Annotated in this window: 14 protein-coding genes and 1 tRNA gene; 3 read left to right on the forward strand and 12 right to left on the reverse strand. The window is 52.8% G+C overall.

Annotation, left to right across the window (positions count from 1 at the left end):
- Positions 1-92 precede the first annotated feature (92 nt).
- The 10 genes from DXB98_RS09515 to DXB98_RS09560 form a co-directional block, all read right to left on the reverse strand.
- Entirely contained in the window at positions 93-1,250 is a 1,158-nt protein-coding gene (locus DXB98_RS09515) for a hypothetical protein (RefSeq protein ID WP_117743939.1), read from the reverse strand.
- Between the two features lie 368 nt (positions 1,251-1,618).
- A tRNA-Val gene (locus DXB98_RS09520) sits at positions 1,619-1,693 on the reverse strand.
- 138 nt (positions 1,694-1,831) lie between these two features.
- Positions 1,832-2,620: a DUF3825 domain-containing protein gene (locus DXB98_RS09525; protein WP_117743940.1), complete on the reverse strand. Its 789-nt coding sequence runs from the start codon at positions 2,618-2,620 to the stop codon at positions 1,832-1,834.
- A gap of 45 nt (positions 2,621-2,665) precedes the next feature.
- Positions 2,666-3,181 carry a Fic family protein gene (locus tag DXB98_RS09530; protein WP_117743941.1) on the reverse strand — a complete coding sequence of 172 codons (516 nt, stop codon included), beginning with the start codon at positions 3,179-3,181 and terminating at the stop codon, positions 2,666-2,668.
- Between the two features lie 193 nt (positions 3,182-3,374).
- Entirely contained in the window at positions 3,375-4,064 is a 690-nt protein-coding gene (locus DXB98_RS09535) for a helix-turn-helix domain-containing protein (protein ID WP_117743942.1), read from the reverse strand.
- Complete coding sequence (locus tag DXB98_RS09540) at positions 4,045-4,713, reverse strand: DUF3990 domain-containing protein (protein ID WP_117743943.1); 669 nt, start codon at positions 4,711-4,713, stop codon at positions 4,045-4,047. The genes DXB98_RS09535 and DXB98_RS09540 overlap by 20 nt, the downstream gene beginning before the upstream one ends.
- 189 nt (positions 4,714-4,902) lie before the next feature.
- On the reverse strand, positions 4,903-5,211 hold the full coding sequence (locus tag DXB98_RS09545; RefSeq protein WP_117743944.1) for a nucleotidyltransferase family protein: 309 nt from the start codon (positions 5,209-5,211) through the stop codon (positions 4,903-4,905).
- Positions 5,212-5,239: 28 nt separating this feature from the next.
- Positions 5,240-5,518, reverse strand: a complete 279-nt coding sequence (locus DXB98_RS09550; RefSeq protein WP_117743945.1) for a hypothetical protein — start codon at positions 5,516-5,518, stop codon at positions 5,240-5,242.
- Positions 5,519-6,028: 510 nt separating this feature from the next.
- Positions 6,029-7,654, reverse strand: a complete 1,626-nt coding sequence (locus DXB98_RS09555) for a reverse transcriptase domain-containing protein (RefSeq protein ID WP_117743946.1) — start codon at positions 7,652-7,654, stop codon at positions 6,029-6,031.
- Between the two features lie 596 nt (positions 7,655-8,250).
- On the reverse strand, positions 8,251-9,345 hold the full coding sequence (locus DXB98_RS09560) for a hypothetical protein (protein ID WP_117743947.1): 1,095 nt from the start codon (positions 9,343-9,345) through the stop codon (positions 8,251-8,253).
- 539 nt (positions 9,346-9,884) lie between these two features.
- Here DXB98_RS09560 and DXB98_RS09565 point away from each other — a divergent pair.
- Positions 9,885-11,000 (forward strand): ATP/GTP-binding protein, encoded by a 1,116-nt coding sequence (locus tag DXB98_RS09565; RefSeq protein WP_117743948.1) that lies wholly within the window; start codon positions 9,885-9,887, stop codon positions 10,998-11,000.
- Positions 10,993-11,790 carry a hypothetical protein gene (locus DXB98_RS09570; RefSeq protein ID WP_117743949.1) on the forward strand — a complete coding sequence of 266 codons (798 nt, stop codon included), beginning with the start codon at positions 10,993-10,995 and terminating at the stop codon, positions 11,788-11,790. Before DXB98_RS09565 ends, DXB98_RS09570 begins: the two co-directional genes overlap by 8 nt.
- Before the next feature lie 7 nt (positions 11,791-11,797).
- On the opposite strand, the gene DXB98_RS09575 is transcribed toward DXB98_RS09570, so the two are convergent.
- Entirely contained in the window at positions 11,798-12,007 is a 210-nt protein-coding gene (locus tag DXB98_RS09575; protein WP_147330326.1) for a hypothetical protein, read from the reverse strand.
- A gap of 170 nt (positions 12,008-12,177) precedes the next feature.
- On the opposite strand from DXB98_RS09575, the gene DXB98_RS09580 reads away from it, so the two are divergent.
- Positions 12,178-13,698: a hypothetical protein gene (locus DXB98_RS09580; protein ID WP_117743951.1), complete on the forward strand. Its 1,521-nt coding sequence runs from the start codon at positions 12,178-12,180 to the stop codon at positions 13,696-13,698.
- A 149-nt stretch (positions 13,699-13,847) separates the two neighbouring features.
- Here DXB98_RS09580 and DXB98_RS09585 read toward each other — a convergent pair whose 3' ends face one another.
- A complete protein-coding gene (locus tag DXB98_RS09585) occupies positions 13,848-14,903 on the reverse strand; it encodes a hypothetical protein (RefSeq protein ID WP_117743952.1) in 1,056 nt (351 codons plus the stop codon).
- Positions 14,904-15,506: the final 603 nt, after the last annotated feature.

The raw sequence follows: 15,506 nt of genomic DNA on the forward strand, positions 1-15,506 counted from the left end.
GGCCCGGGTCCAGCCCCGTAATCCGGCATAGTTTTGAAATGACACTAGTTAGCTAGCATGCAAACCAGGTCGTTTTAGCGCCTTGTCGCCGGCTAATTTCCGATTTCCAACCAGTTGCACAAAACATTTGCTCGCAGTCTCGTCTCGGCGCACTTCATTGCCTCAGTTCTGGCTTTATAGCGAATCCCTAAACGGTCGCAGACACTTCTGACGATGGTGTCTAGCTGCTTTGAATCGTTGAGCATATCATGAGTCACCAGGAATACATCGAATCCCATGCTCTGCAACGCAGTCATGCGTTCCGCATCGTGGTCAAGTATTGCACCTGAGCCATGAATGACTTCGCCTTGGATTTCGATAATTGCCCCTTTCATAAGAATCGGATTTACGATCACGATGTCGCCGTAGCAGACCTTTTGACCTGCGATGCTTTGGGCTGCCACGGATAGAGGGGTTAAATCGTTGAGGTACACGTATCTGAATCCTGAACCACCTAGACGTCGAGAACGGCTTAGAAGCAGGACCCCCGCGACCTCGAGCGGAGACGCAGCAATGCCGATAACCTGCTGAGCGGCATCATAAAACTGCTTTCCCCACATTTGACTTTTGACCTTGTCGGCGAAACGATGCAGGTCGCTCAGTTCGATGAGAGGCTTTCTCATCCAGAGAGAAGTACCTTTGAGTTTCGTAACCTCTCTTCCATCTTCACGCTTGCTCGTTTGGCTATCATTATCTGGGTCCTTAACGGTTGCGCGGGCATAAACTCGTTTCCAAGGAACCTCGTCTTCGCCCTCTCCAAGTTCGAACAAATCCTGCGTGCTGGAATTGCGATTCTCCTCTACCGCCATTTTTAGCTGCATTTCGGCAGCGGGAGCCGGCTCGAAAACAGAAAACCAGCCGCAAAGTTCGTACATGGCCAGTACGAGATCTATTTGGGACACAAAGCGTGTCATAGTAAATAACGTGTTAAGCGGATTGGTGACGCTAAAGCCTAAATGAGTGTCGGTTGTTGTGCCGGTATCCGAAGCCCCTTCCCAGCGAATAGTGGAGCGCAATCCCGAGTGGTGATTACAACAACCTGGCGAAGCAACAGCGATAATCGGGGTCTTGAGGACGTCGGTTACGAAAGGGGCTTGGGATAGAGCTCGCCAGCCGTCTTCAGAGTTGGGCAGGCGCGGGTAGAGGTCGCGCACCTGCGGCGGGCAGCGCCAATATCGGAATGCAGTGTTTGCGCAGACGATTTCGTCCATTTGTGCCTCCCTGGTTTCGGCCTCGGGCCGTGCGGATTGCGTGTAAGGTCGATTATCTACTGGCGCATCATGTGGGTAAGTACGGGAAGCTGACCAAACACTGACCAAAAGCTTGACGCAATCCGTTGAATAACCGCCATAGGCATAAACGCGCTGGTACAAGCTATGAGCCAGCGGTCTCTGTCTCCACAATTGCACATAGATTACGCAGGGAATTCAATGAATGAACGCAGACGCATTTTGCAAAACACGCAATGACGACACCTAAGGTGTACTGCGTAACATATAACGCCTTAGGTAACTTCGCTTCGATTTTGGTGTCAAAAAGAAAAGGCCAGAGGTTTAACACCTCTGACCTGCGCTTTTGATGGTGGGCGATACAAGATTCGAACTTGTGACCCCATCCGTGTGAAGGATATGCTCTACCCCTGAGCCAATCGCCCGTCGCCTTTCGGCAAAAGAGATACTATCATAGCAGCGCGTGGTTTACCAAGAACTTTTTGCCCCCGATTTTAAATTCGTGGGCGTAGACCGCGCAACCGCAATCAGGGTAGCCGACAAACCAGCAGCTAAACCACCCTTTATCGCTTGATCCACGAGGTCTCGGGGCGGCAGATAAGTCGCGCGTTGTTGTAGGCCATGTCGAGCGTGAGGCAGGTGCGCGCGGCGTAAAAGCCGTCCTCGCGCTGTATGGTTAGCGCCAGCTCGGGCTTGTCGCCGGTTAGGCACAGCGGCAGCAGCAGCTGGATCCGGCCGCCATAGAACTGCGGCACGGCAAGCGTGTAGTTGGCGGCGGCGCGGCGGGCGGCCTCGACGACGGTGCCCTCAAAGGCGCGACGCAGCAGCAGCGAGTTGCCCTCCCCCATCAGGCTGGCGGGAATGCGCGTGAGGTTCTCCTCGTCGCCCAGAATGTGGTCGATGTTGGAGCGGATGGGCAGGCGGTAGTCAAAGACCAGCTCGGAGGGGTCCTCGGCAAAACGCACGCGGCATGGCAGGTACTCAAACGAGACCAGCATGGGGTCGCTCTCCTTAAAGAAGCCCTTCAAAAACCAGCGCTGGCGCGCATCGGGCTTGGTGTTGGGCTCAAACAAGCCGTAGATGGTCTCGTAACGGCGTGTGTACAGGCCGGTGTTAAACAGGCAGCGGTCGTCGTCGAACACCAGCGGCAGGTTGGACGGCGCGGTCTGGTCCCCGTCGCGCTCGGTCAGGAACACCGCGCGACTAAACGAAAACGACAAGTAGTTTTTGAGGATGCGGTTGCTGGGGCCCCAGTCCTCGGGATCGGCGAGGTCGACCAGGCGGTCGTAACAGGGCTCGGGGCAAAACGCAAACTCGTACACATTGCTGCACAGGGTGCTGGGGATTTCCATGTGGTGTCCAATCCATTCAATAACCGGCGTGCGGATGCTTTGATTCTATACGTGCGACGGGTCGCCCCCGCCCGCAATGCAACCGCGGCGCAGCTCTTCGGCTAGCTCGCTGTTCGTGCGGCGACTGGAAACAAGGTCCTGGATCCAGGCATAGCACTGGTTGTCTTTGGGCTCGGGGCTGTCGGACAGCACGACCGGAGTGCCGGCGAACCTTAAGACGGACAACGCGAAGACAAGGCTGGTTCGTTTGTTACCGTCTTCAAAGATGTGGTCCTTGACCATGTGCTCGGCCACGTAGGTGACCTGGTCAAAGATGTCTGCGAAGCGATCGGCCGGCGATTGATCGAATATCGTACAGAATGCACCCGCAAGCACGGACTCGACGCGTCCAAGCTCAAGCGTGGCCCGGTCGCCTGTGGCGTCGGTTGTATAGCAGCGCCCGACCGTCATCAGCGTGCTGTGCAGGCGCATCATGGCCGCGGCCATAGCTTCGAGCGAACCGGTATCATCGAGCACGAGCGGCGCGAACGGATGAGCGCTCCGCTGCATAGCCGCCATCATGAGTTCTCCAAGAGCCTGAGCGCGTTGGGCATGTTCGAAATGGTCAGCCGAATAGCTTCGTCGATTGACGTAGCGCCGTCGAGCAAAATCGGTGATGCTGAATTTGCCACGTGCGCAGTTGAATGATCTTCTTGAGCAACGCAATCAGCGCCGCCATCTTGTTGAACATAACTCCAAGGCATGTCTGACTCCTCTATAGCTTTACAGACGAAATAGCCCGCGAATCGTACTCCAGAGCAATTGGTTGCCAGACGAGGTCTTCGATGGCGCAGCTTAGGGTGTTTGCGAGTGCCAATGCCGAGGAGACCGAGGCGCGACGTAGGTCGAGCTGGTTTTGCTCGTAGAGCTGTATGGCGCGAAGCTTGACCCCCGATTGGGCGGCGAGCTGTTTTTGCGTTAGGCCGGCCGCCTTTCGTGCCGCTTTGAGGCCCTTTTTGTCTTTCTGGGCGTTGTTCCATTTTTCGATAATAATCTGGGCGAATTTGTCTTCGGAGGCCTCGTGAAGCGGATGGTACGAGCCGATGATCCAATCAAGAGGAGCGACTTCGAGTAGCTCATTAAAGCCCAGGCTGCACATCCATTGCGTATAGGCCAAAACCCAGCCCGCCCAATACTGAGGAGAACAGTCGAACGGATAGGTCTCCCTGCATTCGACGGGGGTCAGTCCCGCATGGGCGATAATATCGCGCGCGAGCTCGTCGCCCGCCATGCCACAGACGACGCGAGGCATACCGCGCTCAAACTGTTTCATCTCAAAAGCGTTCGACAGGATCGCGGTCAACTCGGCTGGAGTCAGCCCTTGGTCACAGAGGGCAAAATCGACCGCCTCGCCCAGCGTTCTCATGGCATCCTCGAGATACATCTCACTGTAGGCGTGGATCATCGCCCGTCATCCCCTCTCGAATGATATCGACGATACGAATTCCCTCAAATGGGGTTTCGGCAAGTAGCTCCCGGTAGTGCGCTCTTGCCGCTTCATCTCGCTCCTTGGCCAATGGACCATACAGAGCTTGCGGCGCACGTTCAAATCCAGCAAAACGAATGTTCTTAAACGCGCGCTCGCTTTTGAGCACAATCTGCTCTCCCAAGTTGCCGAGCCTCATAGATCGACCAAGCTGATCGACGGTAATCGTATTGTTCGCAAAAGCTCTGGCATAGCTAAAGTACGAATCGTCCGCACGCCATCCCCTTATTACGTCGCAAGCGCTCGTGTCAGGTAGAAAGTGATCGTGGAGATATTCGCACGCCCCTGCGGCAATAGCGGTATCTTTGCGAAAAGAACGATGCTCTACAAGCAACGCCATCCAATGCAAAACTGAATATTGCGGCGATAGCAGGTCGAGTACCTTGAGATCGGCCATATCGAGTTCATAGCGATTCGCAAAGCCATCGGCATCACGAGAGCATGCCCATTCCCTTGCAAGGTCGAGGCTCTCTGTGCAATAGAATCCCTGTCCATAGTCGTTATGGAATTTCCCCAGGCCAAGCTGGGGAGTCTCAATGATTTTCTGAGAACCATGCCACAGCTCCACGCGAGCCTCCTAACAGGTATCGCTCTAGCGATAGTATAGCAAACTATTGCTAGAGCGATACCTGTATTTAAAGAGCAAGAGGGTGTCTGGAATCGAGTTTGAGTTCAATACTGGCTTCTAAGGCTCGCCGAGTCCGGAAGTATGCGACAAAAATCAGACTTGCTGATCACGCCGGAGCACACTAACGCCTCATCCTGCTTGCAGCGCTTCATAGACACGCACCTCATCTTGCTCGATGCTTTGGCGGAAAGCCGGGCGCATGTGCTCTGGTGGGTTGGTGACGATTTCAACCTTTCGTCCAAGTTCCCTCTCGAGCTCATGGGAGAGTTCGTAAAGCGTGCCGAACGTCATGGCGTTGCCGCAGACTAGGCGCAAGTCAATATCGCTATCGAGCGTTTGCTCGCTTCGAGCAAAAGAGCCAAATAAATAGGCTTCGCTGACGTCGTATTGAGCCAGCACGCGGGAGGCGACGGTGGATATGTCGGAAGGCGAAATCATGGGATATTTTCCGTTCAACAGTAGAGCGTCAGGGGGCCAGCGCGGATACCGCCGATCCGGCTTTTTGCCGTTCTGCAAGCTCGAAGATAAACGGAGCGTTTGATCTAACGAACTCGGTCAAAAAATCTAGATCGTCAGTAGAAAAACCTTCGACATTGAACCAATTAACCGCAGGCAAGAAGCATTCCGCATGGTCAAAGCCAGGGCCAACCGGACGCTCGACGGCTACGCGAACGGTCCCGTCATCTCTTGTCTCTGAGTAGGCAAACTGAGTGCCGTCATCAAGCTGAACATAGCTCCAAAGCATGTTTGCCTCCTTAGTGTTTACATCCGAGTATAAAGAACAGATTTGATGCAGCGTAATGCGAATTGAATTATTCCCATAAGACCTGAACTGCTGATTATTTGTTTTGTTGAGAGTTGAGCTATCTCACACTTCAGTGTCTTTTTGGCATGAAACCGTCGCGGTGCGTTGATCATGCGATTAGCGATAAACGTCTAGCATAAGCAGAGCTCATCATTCCGCCCGCTGTCCTAAGTAAACTCTCCTGTCTCCAGGTCTATGAAGTCCGCAAGCTTTATCTTTCCTGAGAAGCCGCTCCCCTTGTACTTTCCTGGATAGGTCTCAGAGTCGTACTCGAACGAAATGTTTTACAGCTCGCCGCTCTTTGTCTTCCTGACTAGCCCGTTATCCAGCATATAACTCAGTATCCTCTTATGGCCTTCCCAGTCGTTGCCGTTTAGGTAAAAGCGGCAGACACCTTGTTACGAGCCTTCCGCGATGAGAGTTTCCGGGCTAGAGTGCTTGGCAACCTAGTTAGAAGAGTAGCCATTCTCCATACACATCAGTTGAGCGGATACAATCCTTTAAGGGGAGAAATGAGCCAAGTGTTCCATGCTCAGTTACAGTATGTACTATGCCGACAACCTGACCCAAACCATTAAACACCGGGCCACCACTCATTCCATGGCGAAATGAGCAATTCGTATAACAAAGTGTGCCCTCTTCACTTGGTTCCCCAACCCTGAGCAAATCTCCGCTGTGTAGCTCAAAGCTGAATCTAGATTCGGAAAAATGGTGTTGGTAAGCAGAGATCCTGTCGCCCTTGGTAAGCAAATCCATATTTGATGGAAGAAGGGGAATGTTCTTTAAGATCGCAGGAGGAACATCTTGTAATATTGCGGCATCGCGTTTGTTATCCTGAACTACCTCATTTCCAAACCTAAAAATTGCAAGCGGCGTCTTATCTGAGCTGAATAATTTAATTTCCCTGCTATTTTTATCACGGGAAACGGCATCGCATATCACATGCCAGGCCGTAACAAGACCGTAGCCAGCCAAATAAAACCCGAGACCCTCAAATGAGTTTTGCTTGTCATCCTCTCCTTCTAGATATAGAAGCGAGTCTTGTTGAAGTGCAACTGGGAAAACAGGTGTGTCTTCTGGTTTCGATTTATTGTACAAGCTGCCCAAACGCATAAGTGGTCCCGATGTCCAGGGGTCCTTAATCAGAGACTTGTAAAAATCAAGACTTCCGCGAAGAGACGCTTCAAACATCCCTTTTTCTGCATCGGTTAGTTTGACGATGGATTTACCGTAATAGCAGCCCATCGCGCCTTCAATGTCGCCATTGCTTAGTCGATGGAGCGTTGAGCGGAGTCGCCGATATTGCTCGCGTTTGATATTTGTCTTTTGATTGCAGACAACGGCCGTGACCAGTTGTCTTGAAAAATTGCAACTGTAAAACGATTTATCCTCGTTGAGCTCAAACGATTCGGTTCCATGGAAGTTAGTGATTGCGTTTCGTAGCTTATTGGGCAACCTGAGCTTTCCACCTGAATAAAAATTTCGATAAAAGAAGTAAGAACTTTTAAATGAGAACGTGAGATCATCGGCATATCGAGAGTATTGGTATCGATATTCTCGCGATAGGTGCATTAGCTGTTTATCCATACCGAGGCAAATCATGTTTGAAATAATAGGAGATGAGGGAGCGCCTTGAGGGAGTCCTTTCGGTGTCGCAACAATCCTTGAAATACAGAATGCAACTTCAGGGGTTAGACCTAACTTCTTGGAAACAAGAAGCCCGTACACTCGTCTTGACGAGATAGAAGGAAAGAAGTCCTTAATATCCAGGCCAACAATTACTTGCGAGCCAATGTGATTTTCAGCATTTGTTTTTATTGACCGTCCTTTTACAAAACCATGGACACAAGGCAATGGCTTATAAACCTTTTCAAGCTCAGAGGCGATGATTCTTTGAGCCCTTTTTAAATCAGATCTTGGGATTAATAGTTCTCGATAGCCACCGTTTCTTTTTGGGACCAATCTATTTCTATATAGGTCGTACATGGAAGTTGGATATACAAAGAGATCAAGCTTTTCCAAGGACAGGCCAAGAAACCCAGCCAGATCGCCTTTCGACTGAAGTTCGTTGAGCATCAGATTATCCTTAAAGTTAATAGCCGGTTCCTCCGTAGAGTCGTACCTGATAGACACGTAGCAGAATATAATGTGCAAACAAAGCACTTCCGATTGCGATGCGCAAACGCTAATTCGAACCGGCTATGGGGGTCATTTTACCAGTCTTTAATTATGCGCAAAGGCTGAACCGCGCTTTATAACTCCGCGATGGGGCAAGTGTGATGTTGGCGCGCCTTCCACGGTGTCGTCTGTGCAATGAGCCCCCTCGTGTCCTTTCAGGTAGAAACAGTAGCCTCTAGATTCCATCGATACTGCAATCTGAGTTTCCGTGCTCACGTGTTTGTCTCGGATTTCCATCCAGAATAGGCATTCAGACGATGTCGTCCTTGAAGATGATTATGAATGGAGAGAAGAAATCTTTCTTGTTTGTCATAGGGCGCTATCAATGTCTCGAATTGTACTTATAGCCGACATGTGCACCGCAAATGCTGAGAGATGATCTTCTTGGTGATGCGACGGCATGCTGCCAGTTGTAAGGTCATCGATTAGCGATAATCGGTGATTAGCAAATAGATGAGAAATCGATCACCGCACACTTCTGAAAAATTGGCACCTCAGCAGCGATATGCGACACCAAAAAATGCCAATCCCAGCAGGAATAACGATAAAGAGGCGGCGATCCAGTTGGTGTCGCCGGTCTTGGGGAGTACCGCAGTGGCCGCGGTGGCAGCCTTGGGTTTGGGGACTTTGGCGACCGTGGTCTTGGCTACCGTCGTTGTTGTTTTGGTTGTCGTGGCCGCGGGTTTCAGCGAGGGATTTGCCGTGGGTCCTGCGGTGGGCTCTCCGGCAGCGGGGCTTGAATCGGCGGGAGACTTGTCCGCGCTATCGCCCGGTACCTCGCCCCTGTCGGCCTCCCCCGCCGGCGGCGTAGCCACATCGGGCTCAACCGCCACATGCGGTGCCACCGCACCGGCAGCATCAACCACGCCGCTAGCACCAAAAGCCCCACCAACAGGCGCTACAAACCGCGCGGACACAAGCGACCCGTCCGTGCACGCAACGCCACCGTCGGCGCCGGCCGCATCCAGCCACGAGGCGTCGACGGAAAGCCTACAGCCGGCCGCACCATTGCCAAGGCCCGCATCTTGCAGATACACGCCATAGGCGCGCACGCCCGCTCCGGACCCGGTGCCCGCGGCAACGACGCGCCCGCCGCCGCGCACGGCCATATCGCCAGCGATCACGCCGGCGACCGCCTCGTCCGTAATATCGGCTCCGTCCGCCCGGGCATCGACGGTGCAGCCGTCCACCACGAGCGCCTGCGAGACGTGGATTCCGCACTGCGAGCCCGTCGCCGTCAGGGTCCCGGTACCGCGAAGCGTCAGGTTGCCCCACACCTCCATGCCGCACAGCGTGATGTCCGCATCGGGCGCATGCGACTCCGTCACGAAGTTTTGCCCGGTAAGCGTTAGCACCAGGCCGCCTTCGGCGCCAATAGCCTCGCCCGCGTAGCCGTCAAGCTCCAGATGGCCGGCATCGGTCCAGGCCCAGCCGGGGCCCGACACGCCCGGCTCGTAGTACGTCGCACACGCGATGATGAGGCTCTCCGCGCCCGCGGCACAAGAAGGCCCGCCCAGCAAAACGCATAGGCAGGCCATGGCAGCGATCGCGATGTGATGACGGCCGGTGTGGGACTCGGCGGCAAACATAGCCGCTCCGATCTTCGCAGGAGCCAATAGAATATGCACCCGAAAAATGCCCTGGTAGCAGCACCTATTAGTTTAGCGAGATCGATGCGGGAGCAAAGAGAAATCGCGTGGGCAATGTCCGCAATTAGGTGTAAATCGTTTTGCCAGCCGGTGAAAGGGAGAATCAGCTTCCGAATTCGCCCTTCACGTTTCTTCACGTTTCTGATGATGTTGTTTGATAAATGGTTCCGATAGTCCATAAAAGATGGTTCATAATAGATTTAGATGAAAAACCTTCGGATTTGTAAGGCGGGGTCGCTGAGACGGTACCGCCTAGTTTTATCAGCGTGCGCCTAACGATCGAGATTACATTCTCCCTCGCGCGCGAAGAAGTCTTGCCCTGCGAAGACTATGATCGGTTGGACAGGCCCGGCGTATATCGCGTACTTCCGTAGTTTTTCTTCGGAATATCCGTATTAAAAATACGGGCAAATTGACCAATTTGCTAAGCTACTTTATCCTGTGTTTCAAATAGACTCAGAAAGCAGAGGAGCCGTGCCATGCTCAAGAAGTTTTCGGTTTCAAATTTCAAGTGCTTCAATAAGCGAATTACATTTGATCTATCCGATCCCGCCAACTATTCATTCAATCAACAGGTAATTCAGGATGGCATTAAGGCAAAGGGCATCATATATGGTGCGAATGGCAGTGGAAAGTCCAATTTCGCCCTCGCGATATTCGACATTGTTCTGCATCTGACCGACAAGGAAAAGCTGCTCAAAAAATACTCGCCATACCGGTGCCTTAATTCAAAGAGTTCAATTACAGAGTTTCAATACGATTTTGTCTTCGACAATATCGAGGTCGTATACCGCTACGGGAAAACCGACCCACAGACGCTTGTATACGAGAGTCTGTACATTGCTGGCGTGGAGGTCTTGAGCTACAGGTTCGACGCTCAAACGGGTCATGTTGACCTGCCGGGCGCCGAGTCCCTCTCGCTTTCTACCGATCTCCCCACTGAGTCCGACAGGCTGTCGCGTGTCAAATATGTCAAGAGCAATGCAATACTGCGAGATGAGCCGTCTGCCAGGGCGTTTAGAGCCTTCACCTCCTTTGTCGACAACATGCTCATGTTCTACTCGCTCGATGAGCGTGGATATCAGGGGCTTTCGGTTGGCTCGGATATCTTTACCCAGGGCATTATTCGCGAAGGAAAGATGGAGGACTTCCAAGAATTCTTGCGCCAGCAGGAAATCTCCCTGAACCTCGTATCCGTGGACGTGAATGGAGTTCCCGAGCTTTATTGCAGGTTCGAGGGCGGTACCGTTCCGTTTGCGTCGGTCGCCTCGACAGGCACCATGTCACTTGCTCTGTACTACTACTGGTATATCAAGATGAGCAAGGCTTCCTTGGTCTTTATCGATGAATTCGATGCCTTTTATCACTTTGAATTGTCCCGGTCGATCGTGGAGATGCTACGGGACCTTGAGGGTGTCCAGGTTTTCATTACGACGCACAACACGGACCTTTTGACGAACGACCTCATGCGTCCCGATGTCTATTTCATTCTCAAGGAGGGGGAGATTCGCTCGCTGGAAAAGCTAACACCCAAGGAGCTCAGATTGGCGCATAACCTCCAGAAGATGTTTAAGGCCGGTGCTTTCGATGGCTAGCCCGGTCACGCTCTTCATCGTTGAAGGAGAGTCGCGTGACCTGCGCTTTGCGGAGAAGATGAAGGATCTTTTTCTGAAAGGGAGAGATGACCTGAGGGTGATCTGTCTGCCAGCGGCGCAGAACATCTACATGCTTTACGAGCGGCTTGCAGAGGAGGACTTCGATCTGGATGTTGTGGAGGTACTGAGAGAAACGGTGCCTTCTGCTGCAAAATGTCTAGAGGGCGTGGAGAGGGATTCTGTTGATGAGGTCTTTCTCTTCTTTGACTACGACTCTCATCAGAACAATGCGCCTGGATGCGAGTCCGATGCCCTTGTGGAGGCGATGCTCCTCGCATTCGATAACGAGCACGAGAGCGGAAAGCTCTATATAAGCTACCCGATGGTCGAGGCACTGTACGATTATCGCGCAGGGCAGTGCCAGGCGCATTCAGGCTGTTTTGTTGACAACTCGGAAATCGCTCAATATAAAAATAAGTCGGGAGAGGGAAACGTTAACGTGGGGAAGCACATGGAGCTTCCCCAATGGAAAGATGCAATCGCTGCCTTCGTATTGAGATGCAAGTGCCTGCTCGGTCTCGATGAGGTTTCATTTGAGACGTATCGAGAGCTGGTTACGGTCGATGCGATCTTCCGCGAGGAGAAAAGGATGCGGATCGAGGACGGTTCGGTGTTTGTGTTATCGGCTTTTCCAGAGTTTCTGCTCGACTATTTCGGTGATAAGTTCTTTAATTCCATGGCTCCGATGCGCCACCTTAAGTTCGATGATTGCCCCCGAGGAAATGGATGAGACGCAATTAATCTCGCGGGTACAGGTTCTCCTGTCTAAATTGTGAACTCGGCATAAGAGACGTTGTTGGCCATGCCCCGGACAGCATCCAGTCGATGATGTTCTCTTGCCTGATGCCGCCGCGACCTCCCACGTCAACGCGGTCGAGCGTGAGCGGGGTCTTCGGATAGTTGTACCGAATCGCCTGCAGCGGCGCGAGCTCGGGAAAGTACCTCACTATCAGCTTCCCCCACTCCGACTTCGGGTTCACGCAGGTGATGTGGAACCCGTTAAGCCCAGCTTGGACAAGCTGTTAGGAGACTGACATTTCGCCTGCGTCGATCTCGAGAGGATCGGCGACAAGGTTGCGAACAAGGACTGGAAAGGTCATTATGAGGGGTAAATAAGATGACAGACAACACGTATTCGGGAACTCTAAAATTCAAAGATGTTGATTTTGTCTTTGTGTTCGATGGCTCTGAGCTTGTTCTCATCCCGCCCAAAGAACGCAAGAATGACATTATGTGGGGTTGGCTAAAGAAAGAAATTTGCCCCGGTGTGTATACATCCGGCGACCCTTTGACTGTTGATGTGCCTTATCTTGACGGCTTCTGCAACGAGACAAGCAAGCGATTGATCTTTTTGACCAGGGAGGAATCGACTGTCGGAAGTCGAAATTCGACTCTGTATATCAACGTTGCTGGGTATCTGGAATGTAGCCCGAATACCAATGGTTTTTGCAGGATGACTCTATCCGGCAGGGCCTTGAATTACATTCATCCGGTTAATAGGGCATTCTCGCAGGTATTTGATTCTGACGACCTTACAGAAAAGGGAATCATCTCTATCAGGACAAATGGATTCGACAGAACTTCGACCGTGAAGAGAGCATTTCGCTTTGAGGGCAGAGATATCGCGGCGTATTTCTCAGTTGGGTGGACATGCAGTATGAAAATTAGTACTCCACCCATCACCCTTAATTCCAGCATGATTTTCGAGTTTGATGAAACGGACGATTACTGGTTTTTCTATCGCCTGTGGCATGCAGCAGAAGACTTCCTCAAATATCTGACATTCAGCAAAAACACACTAATTGAGGATTGCAGCCTGCAGGCTATGTACGACGACTCGCATTACCCCAGCACAGCTGAATTCAAGCTAGCGAGATCCTCAGAGCCATTTGATACCAAGCCTCTTGAAAAAGGTCGATATATTCAGCTGTCTTTGCTGGACCCGTATGAGATTAAAATGTTTGGAGCGATTGCAGACGGAGAAATCTACCTAAGGCATATTCCTGAAACATACGAAAAGGGACATACGCTCGATGCATCGGACTTCGTGCTGACTTCCGCAGCATTTGAATGGGAATTTGACCAAGCGTATCCAAGCGGAGTTGTCAAATCAGAAGCTCGAGTGGCTGCTGAGCAACGAGCATCAGCTCAGATGGATGAATGCATTAACCAAAGCTCCGGAAAAGCTAAAAAGATATTGAAATATGCAAAGAAGAGCATCGGCTTTAGCAATCTGGAATCGAAGATTGTACAGGCTGGTCGAGATTTTCATGAAATGATTGGGGTATTTGGGGAAGGTCTATACAAAAGGAATGATGAGGAATTTTCCTACGAAGTCATTGGAAGCAGGCTGGCTGAGCAAAGAAATGACTTTGCCCATGGAAACATTGACAAGGATTTCAAAGGTGCTGCCATTCTTGATTTGCTGCTTCTACGCTATCTTGTCTATGCAATGCAGCTGAAGCGCATCGGTGTCTCAGCTGCAAATACTCGCAGAGCGATAAATGAGCTATTTGGCTTAATGTATTACCTCCCTGCAGAAGACGGTGACACAGAGACGGTGGCCAAGAACACTGAGATAAATGAGCCGAACAACGAAACCGAAGGCAATGCAGACGAAATCGTAGAGGCGGAATAGAATGGTTCCCGACTGCGGAATGTACGGATTGCTGCCGTATCCTTAGTAATTAAAACTGTCCGTTCAGTAGTAGGGGCGCGCCGGCGTTAGCCGGGGCGCCCCTACTTTTGGGAACATAAAACTCGCTTTTAATCGGTTGCCTGCGTAGCTCAAAGCGGGAACAACCGCCATGACGATGCATGCGATACCGAGCAGCGGTGCGCGGCAGCTATAAGCGCTGCTCCTAGCAGGAATAGCGCTAATGAGGCGGCGATCCAGTTGCTGTCGGCGGTCTTGGGGAGCGTGGCGGTGGCGGCGCCGGCAGCCTTGGCCTTGGATGGCGTGGACACCGTGGTCCTGTTTACTGTCGTTTTGGTTGTCGTGATCGTCTTGGGCGTCGCAGTCGCGGGCTTCAGGGCGGGATCCGTCGCGGACCCGGCACCGGGCTGCCCACCGGCAGGACCGGCGCCACCAGTCGGCTCGCCCGCGCCACCGGGCACCTCGCGCCCGTCGGTCTCCCCCGCCGGCGCCGTGGCGTCCTCGGGTTCAACCACCACATGCGGTGCCACGACTCCTGCAGCATCCACAACGCCACTAGTACCAAAGGTCCCGCCAGCAGGCGTTACAAACCGCGCGGACGCAAGCGACCCGCCCGTACACGCAACGCCGCCATCGGCACCGGCCGCATCGAGCCGCGAGGCGTCGACGGAAAGCCGACAGCCAGTCGCCCCATCGCCAAGGCTTAAGTCCTGCAGATACACGCCGTAGGCGCGCACGCCCGCTCCGGGCCCGGCGCCCGCGGCAACGACGCGTCCGCCGCCGCGCACGGCCATGTCGCCTGCGATCGCGCCGGCAACCGCCTCGTCCGTTATATCAGCCCCGTCCGCCCGTGCATCGACGGTGCATTCGTCCACCACGAGCGCCTGCGAAACGTGGATCCCGCACTGCGAGCCCGTCGCGGTCAGGGTCCCGGAGCCGCGAAGCGTCAGGTTGCCCCACACCTCCATGCCGCACAGCGTGATGTCCGCATCGGGCGCATGCGACTCCGTCACGGAGTTCTGCCCGGCTAGCGTCAGCACCAGGTCGCCGTCGGCGCCGATGGCCTCGCCCGCGTAGCCGTCAAGCTCCAGGTGGTCGGCATCGGTCCAGGCCCAGCCGGGGCCGGAAACCCCCCGGCTCGTAGTACGTCGCGCCCGCGATGATGAGGCTCTCCGCGCCCGCGGCATAAGAAGGCCCACCCAGCAAAACGCATAGGCAGGCCATGGCAACAATCGCAATGTGATGACGGCTGGTGTGGGACTCGGCAGCAAACATACCCGCTCCGATCTTTGAGGAGCCAATAGAATGTGCACCAGAAAATGCCCTGGTAGCAGCAGTTATTAGTTTAGCGAGATCAGATTAGGGGCAAAGAAGAAAACCTGTGTTAGGTTCCAAAATTAGGCGTAAATCGTTTTGTCAGTCGGTGAATGGAAGAATCGAGAGGCGTCGGGCGGGGGCAGCAGCGCGCTGCCGAACCCGTGTAAAGTCTCTTGTATGCCTATGATGCGGTTGTTAATAATAGATCAGAGATTAGCTGAAAGTTAACTGATATACGAGAATAAATTCAAATCATCTAGAGGATATAAGAGGCCTTCAAGGCTACAACAAGAGTCAACTTCCTGGCCAAATTCCAAACTATACTTTGATAGTAGCATATAGCCTATGCGATTATTTTCGTTCTGAGCTAACATGGGTGCAAAGCGCCTATTAAAAACCGGAGAGAAGTCGGTAGTTTTCAGTTTTATTGACTTTTAACAGTCTAGGAAACGGGTGATGGATCCGGCCCCGAC

It is taken from the genome of Collinsella sp. OM07-12, assembly GCF_003438275.1.
Lineage (GTDB): Bacteria > Actinomycetota > Coriobacteriia > Coriobacteriales > Coriobacteriaceae > Collinsella.

Excerpts from the sequence above, each read along its gene's own strand:
- DXB98_RS09530 (WP_117743941.1), bottom strand. The coding sequence starts at position 3,181 with ATGATGGCGGCTATGCAGCGGAGCGCTCATCCGTTCGCGCCGCTCGTG.
- DXB98_RS09580 (WP_117743951.1), top strand. The coding sequence starts at position 12,178 with ATGACAGACAACACGTATTCGGGAACTCTAAAATTCAAAGATGTTGAT.
- DXB98_RS09560 (WP_117743947.1), bottom strand. The coding sequence starts at position 9,345 with ATGTTTGCCGCCGAGTCCCACACCGGCCGTCATCACATCGCGATCGCT.
- DXB98_RS09515 (WP_117743939.1), bottom strand. The coding sequence starts at position 1,250 with ATGGACGAAATCGTCTGCGCAAACACTGCATTCCGATATTGGCGCTGC.
- DXB98_RS09585 (WP_117743952.1), bottom strand. The coding sequence starts at position 14,903 with ATGCCGCGGGCGCGGAGAGCCTCATCATCGCGGGCGCGACGTACTACG.
- DXB98_RS09555 (WP_117743946.1), bottom strand. The coding sequence starts at position 7,654 with ATGCTCAACGAACTTCAGTCGAAAGGCGATCTGGCTGGGTTTCTTGGC.
- DXB98_RS09570 (WP_117743949.1), top strand. The coding sequence starts at position 10,993 with ATGGCTAGCCCGGTCACGCTCTTCATCGTTGAAGGAGAGTCGCGTGAC.
- DXB98_RS09545 (WP_117743944.1), bottom strand. The coding sequence starts at position 5,211 with ATGATTTCGCCTTCCGACATATCCACCGTCGCCTCCCGCGTGCTGGCT.
- DXB98_RS09565 (WP_117743948.1), top strand. The coding sequence starts at position 9,885 with ATGCTCAAGAAGTTTTCGGTTTCAAATTTCAAGTGCTTCAATAAGCGA.
- DXB98_RS09550 (WP_117743945.1), bottom strand. The coding sequence starts at position 5,518 with ATGCTTTGGAGCTATGTTCAGCTTGATGACGGCACTCAGTTTGCCTAC.
- DXB98_RS09535 (WP_117743942.1), bottom strand. The coding sequence starts at position 4,064 with ATGATCCACGCCTACAGTGAGATGTATCTCGAGGATGCCATGAGAACG.
- DXB98_RS09525 (WP_117743940.1), bottom strand. The coding sequence starts at position 2,620 with ATGGAAATCCCCAGCACCCTGTGCAGCAATGTGTACGAGTTTGCGTTT.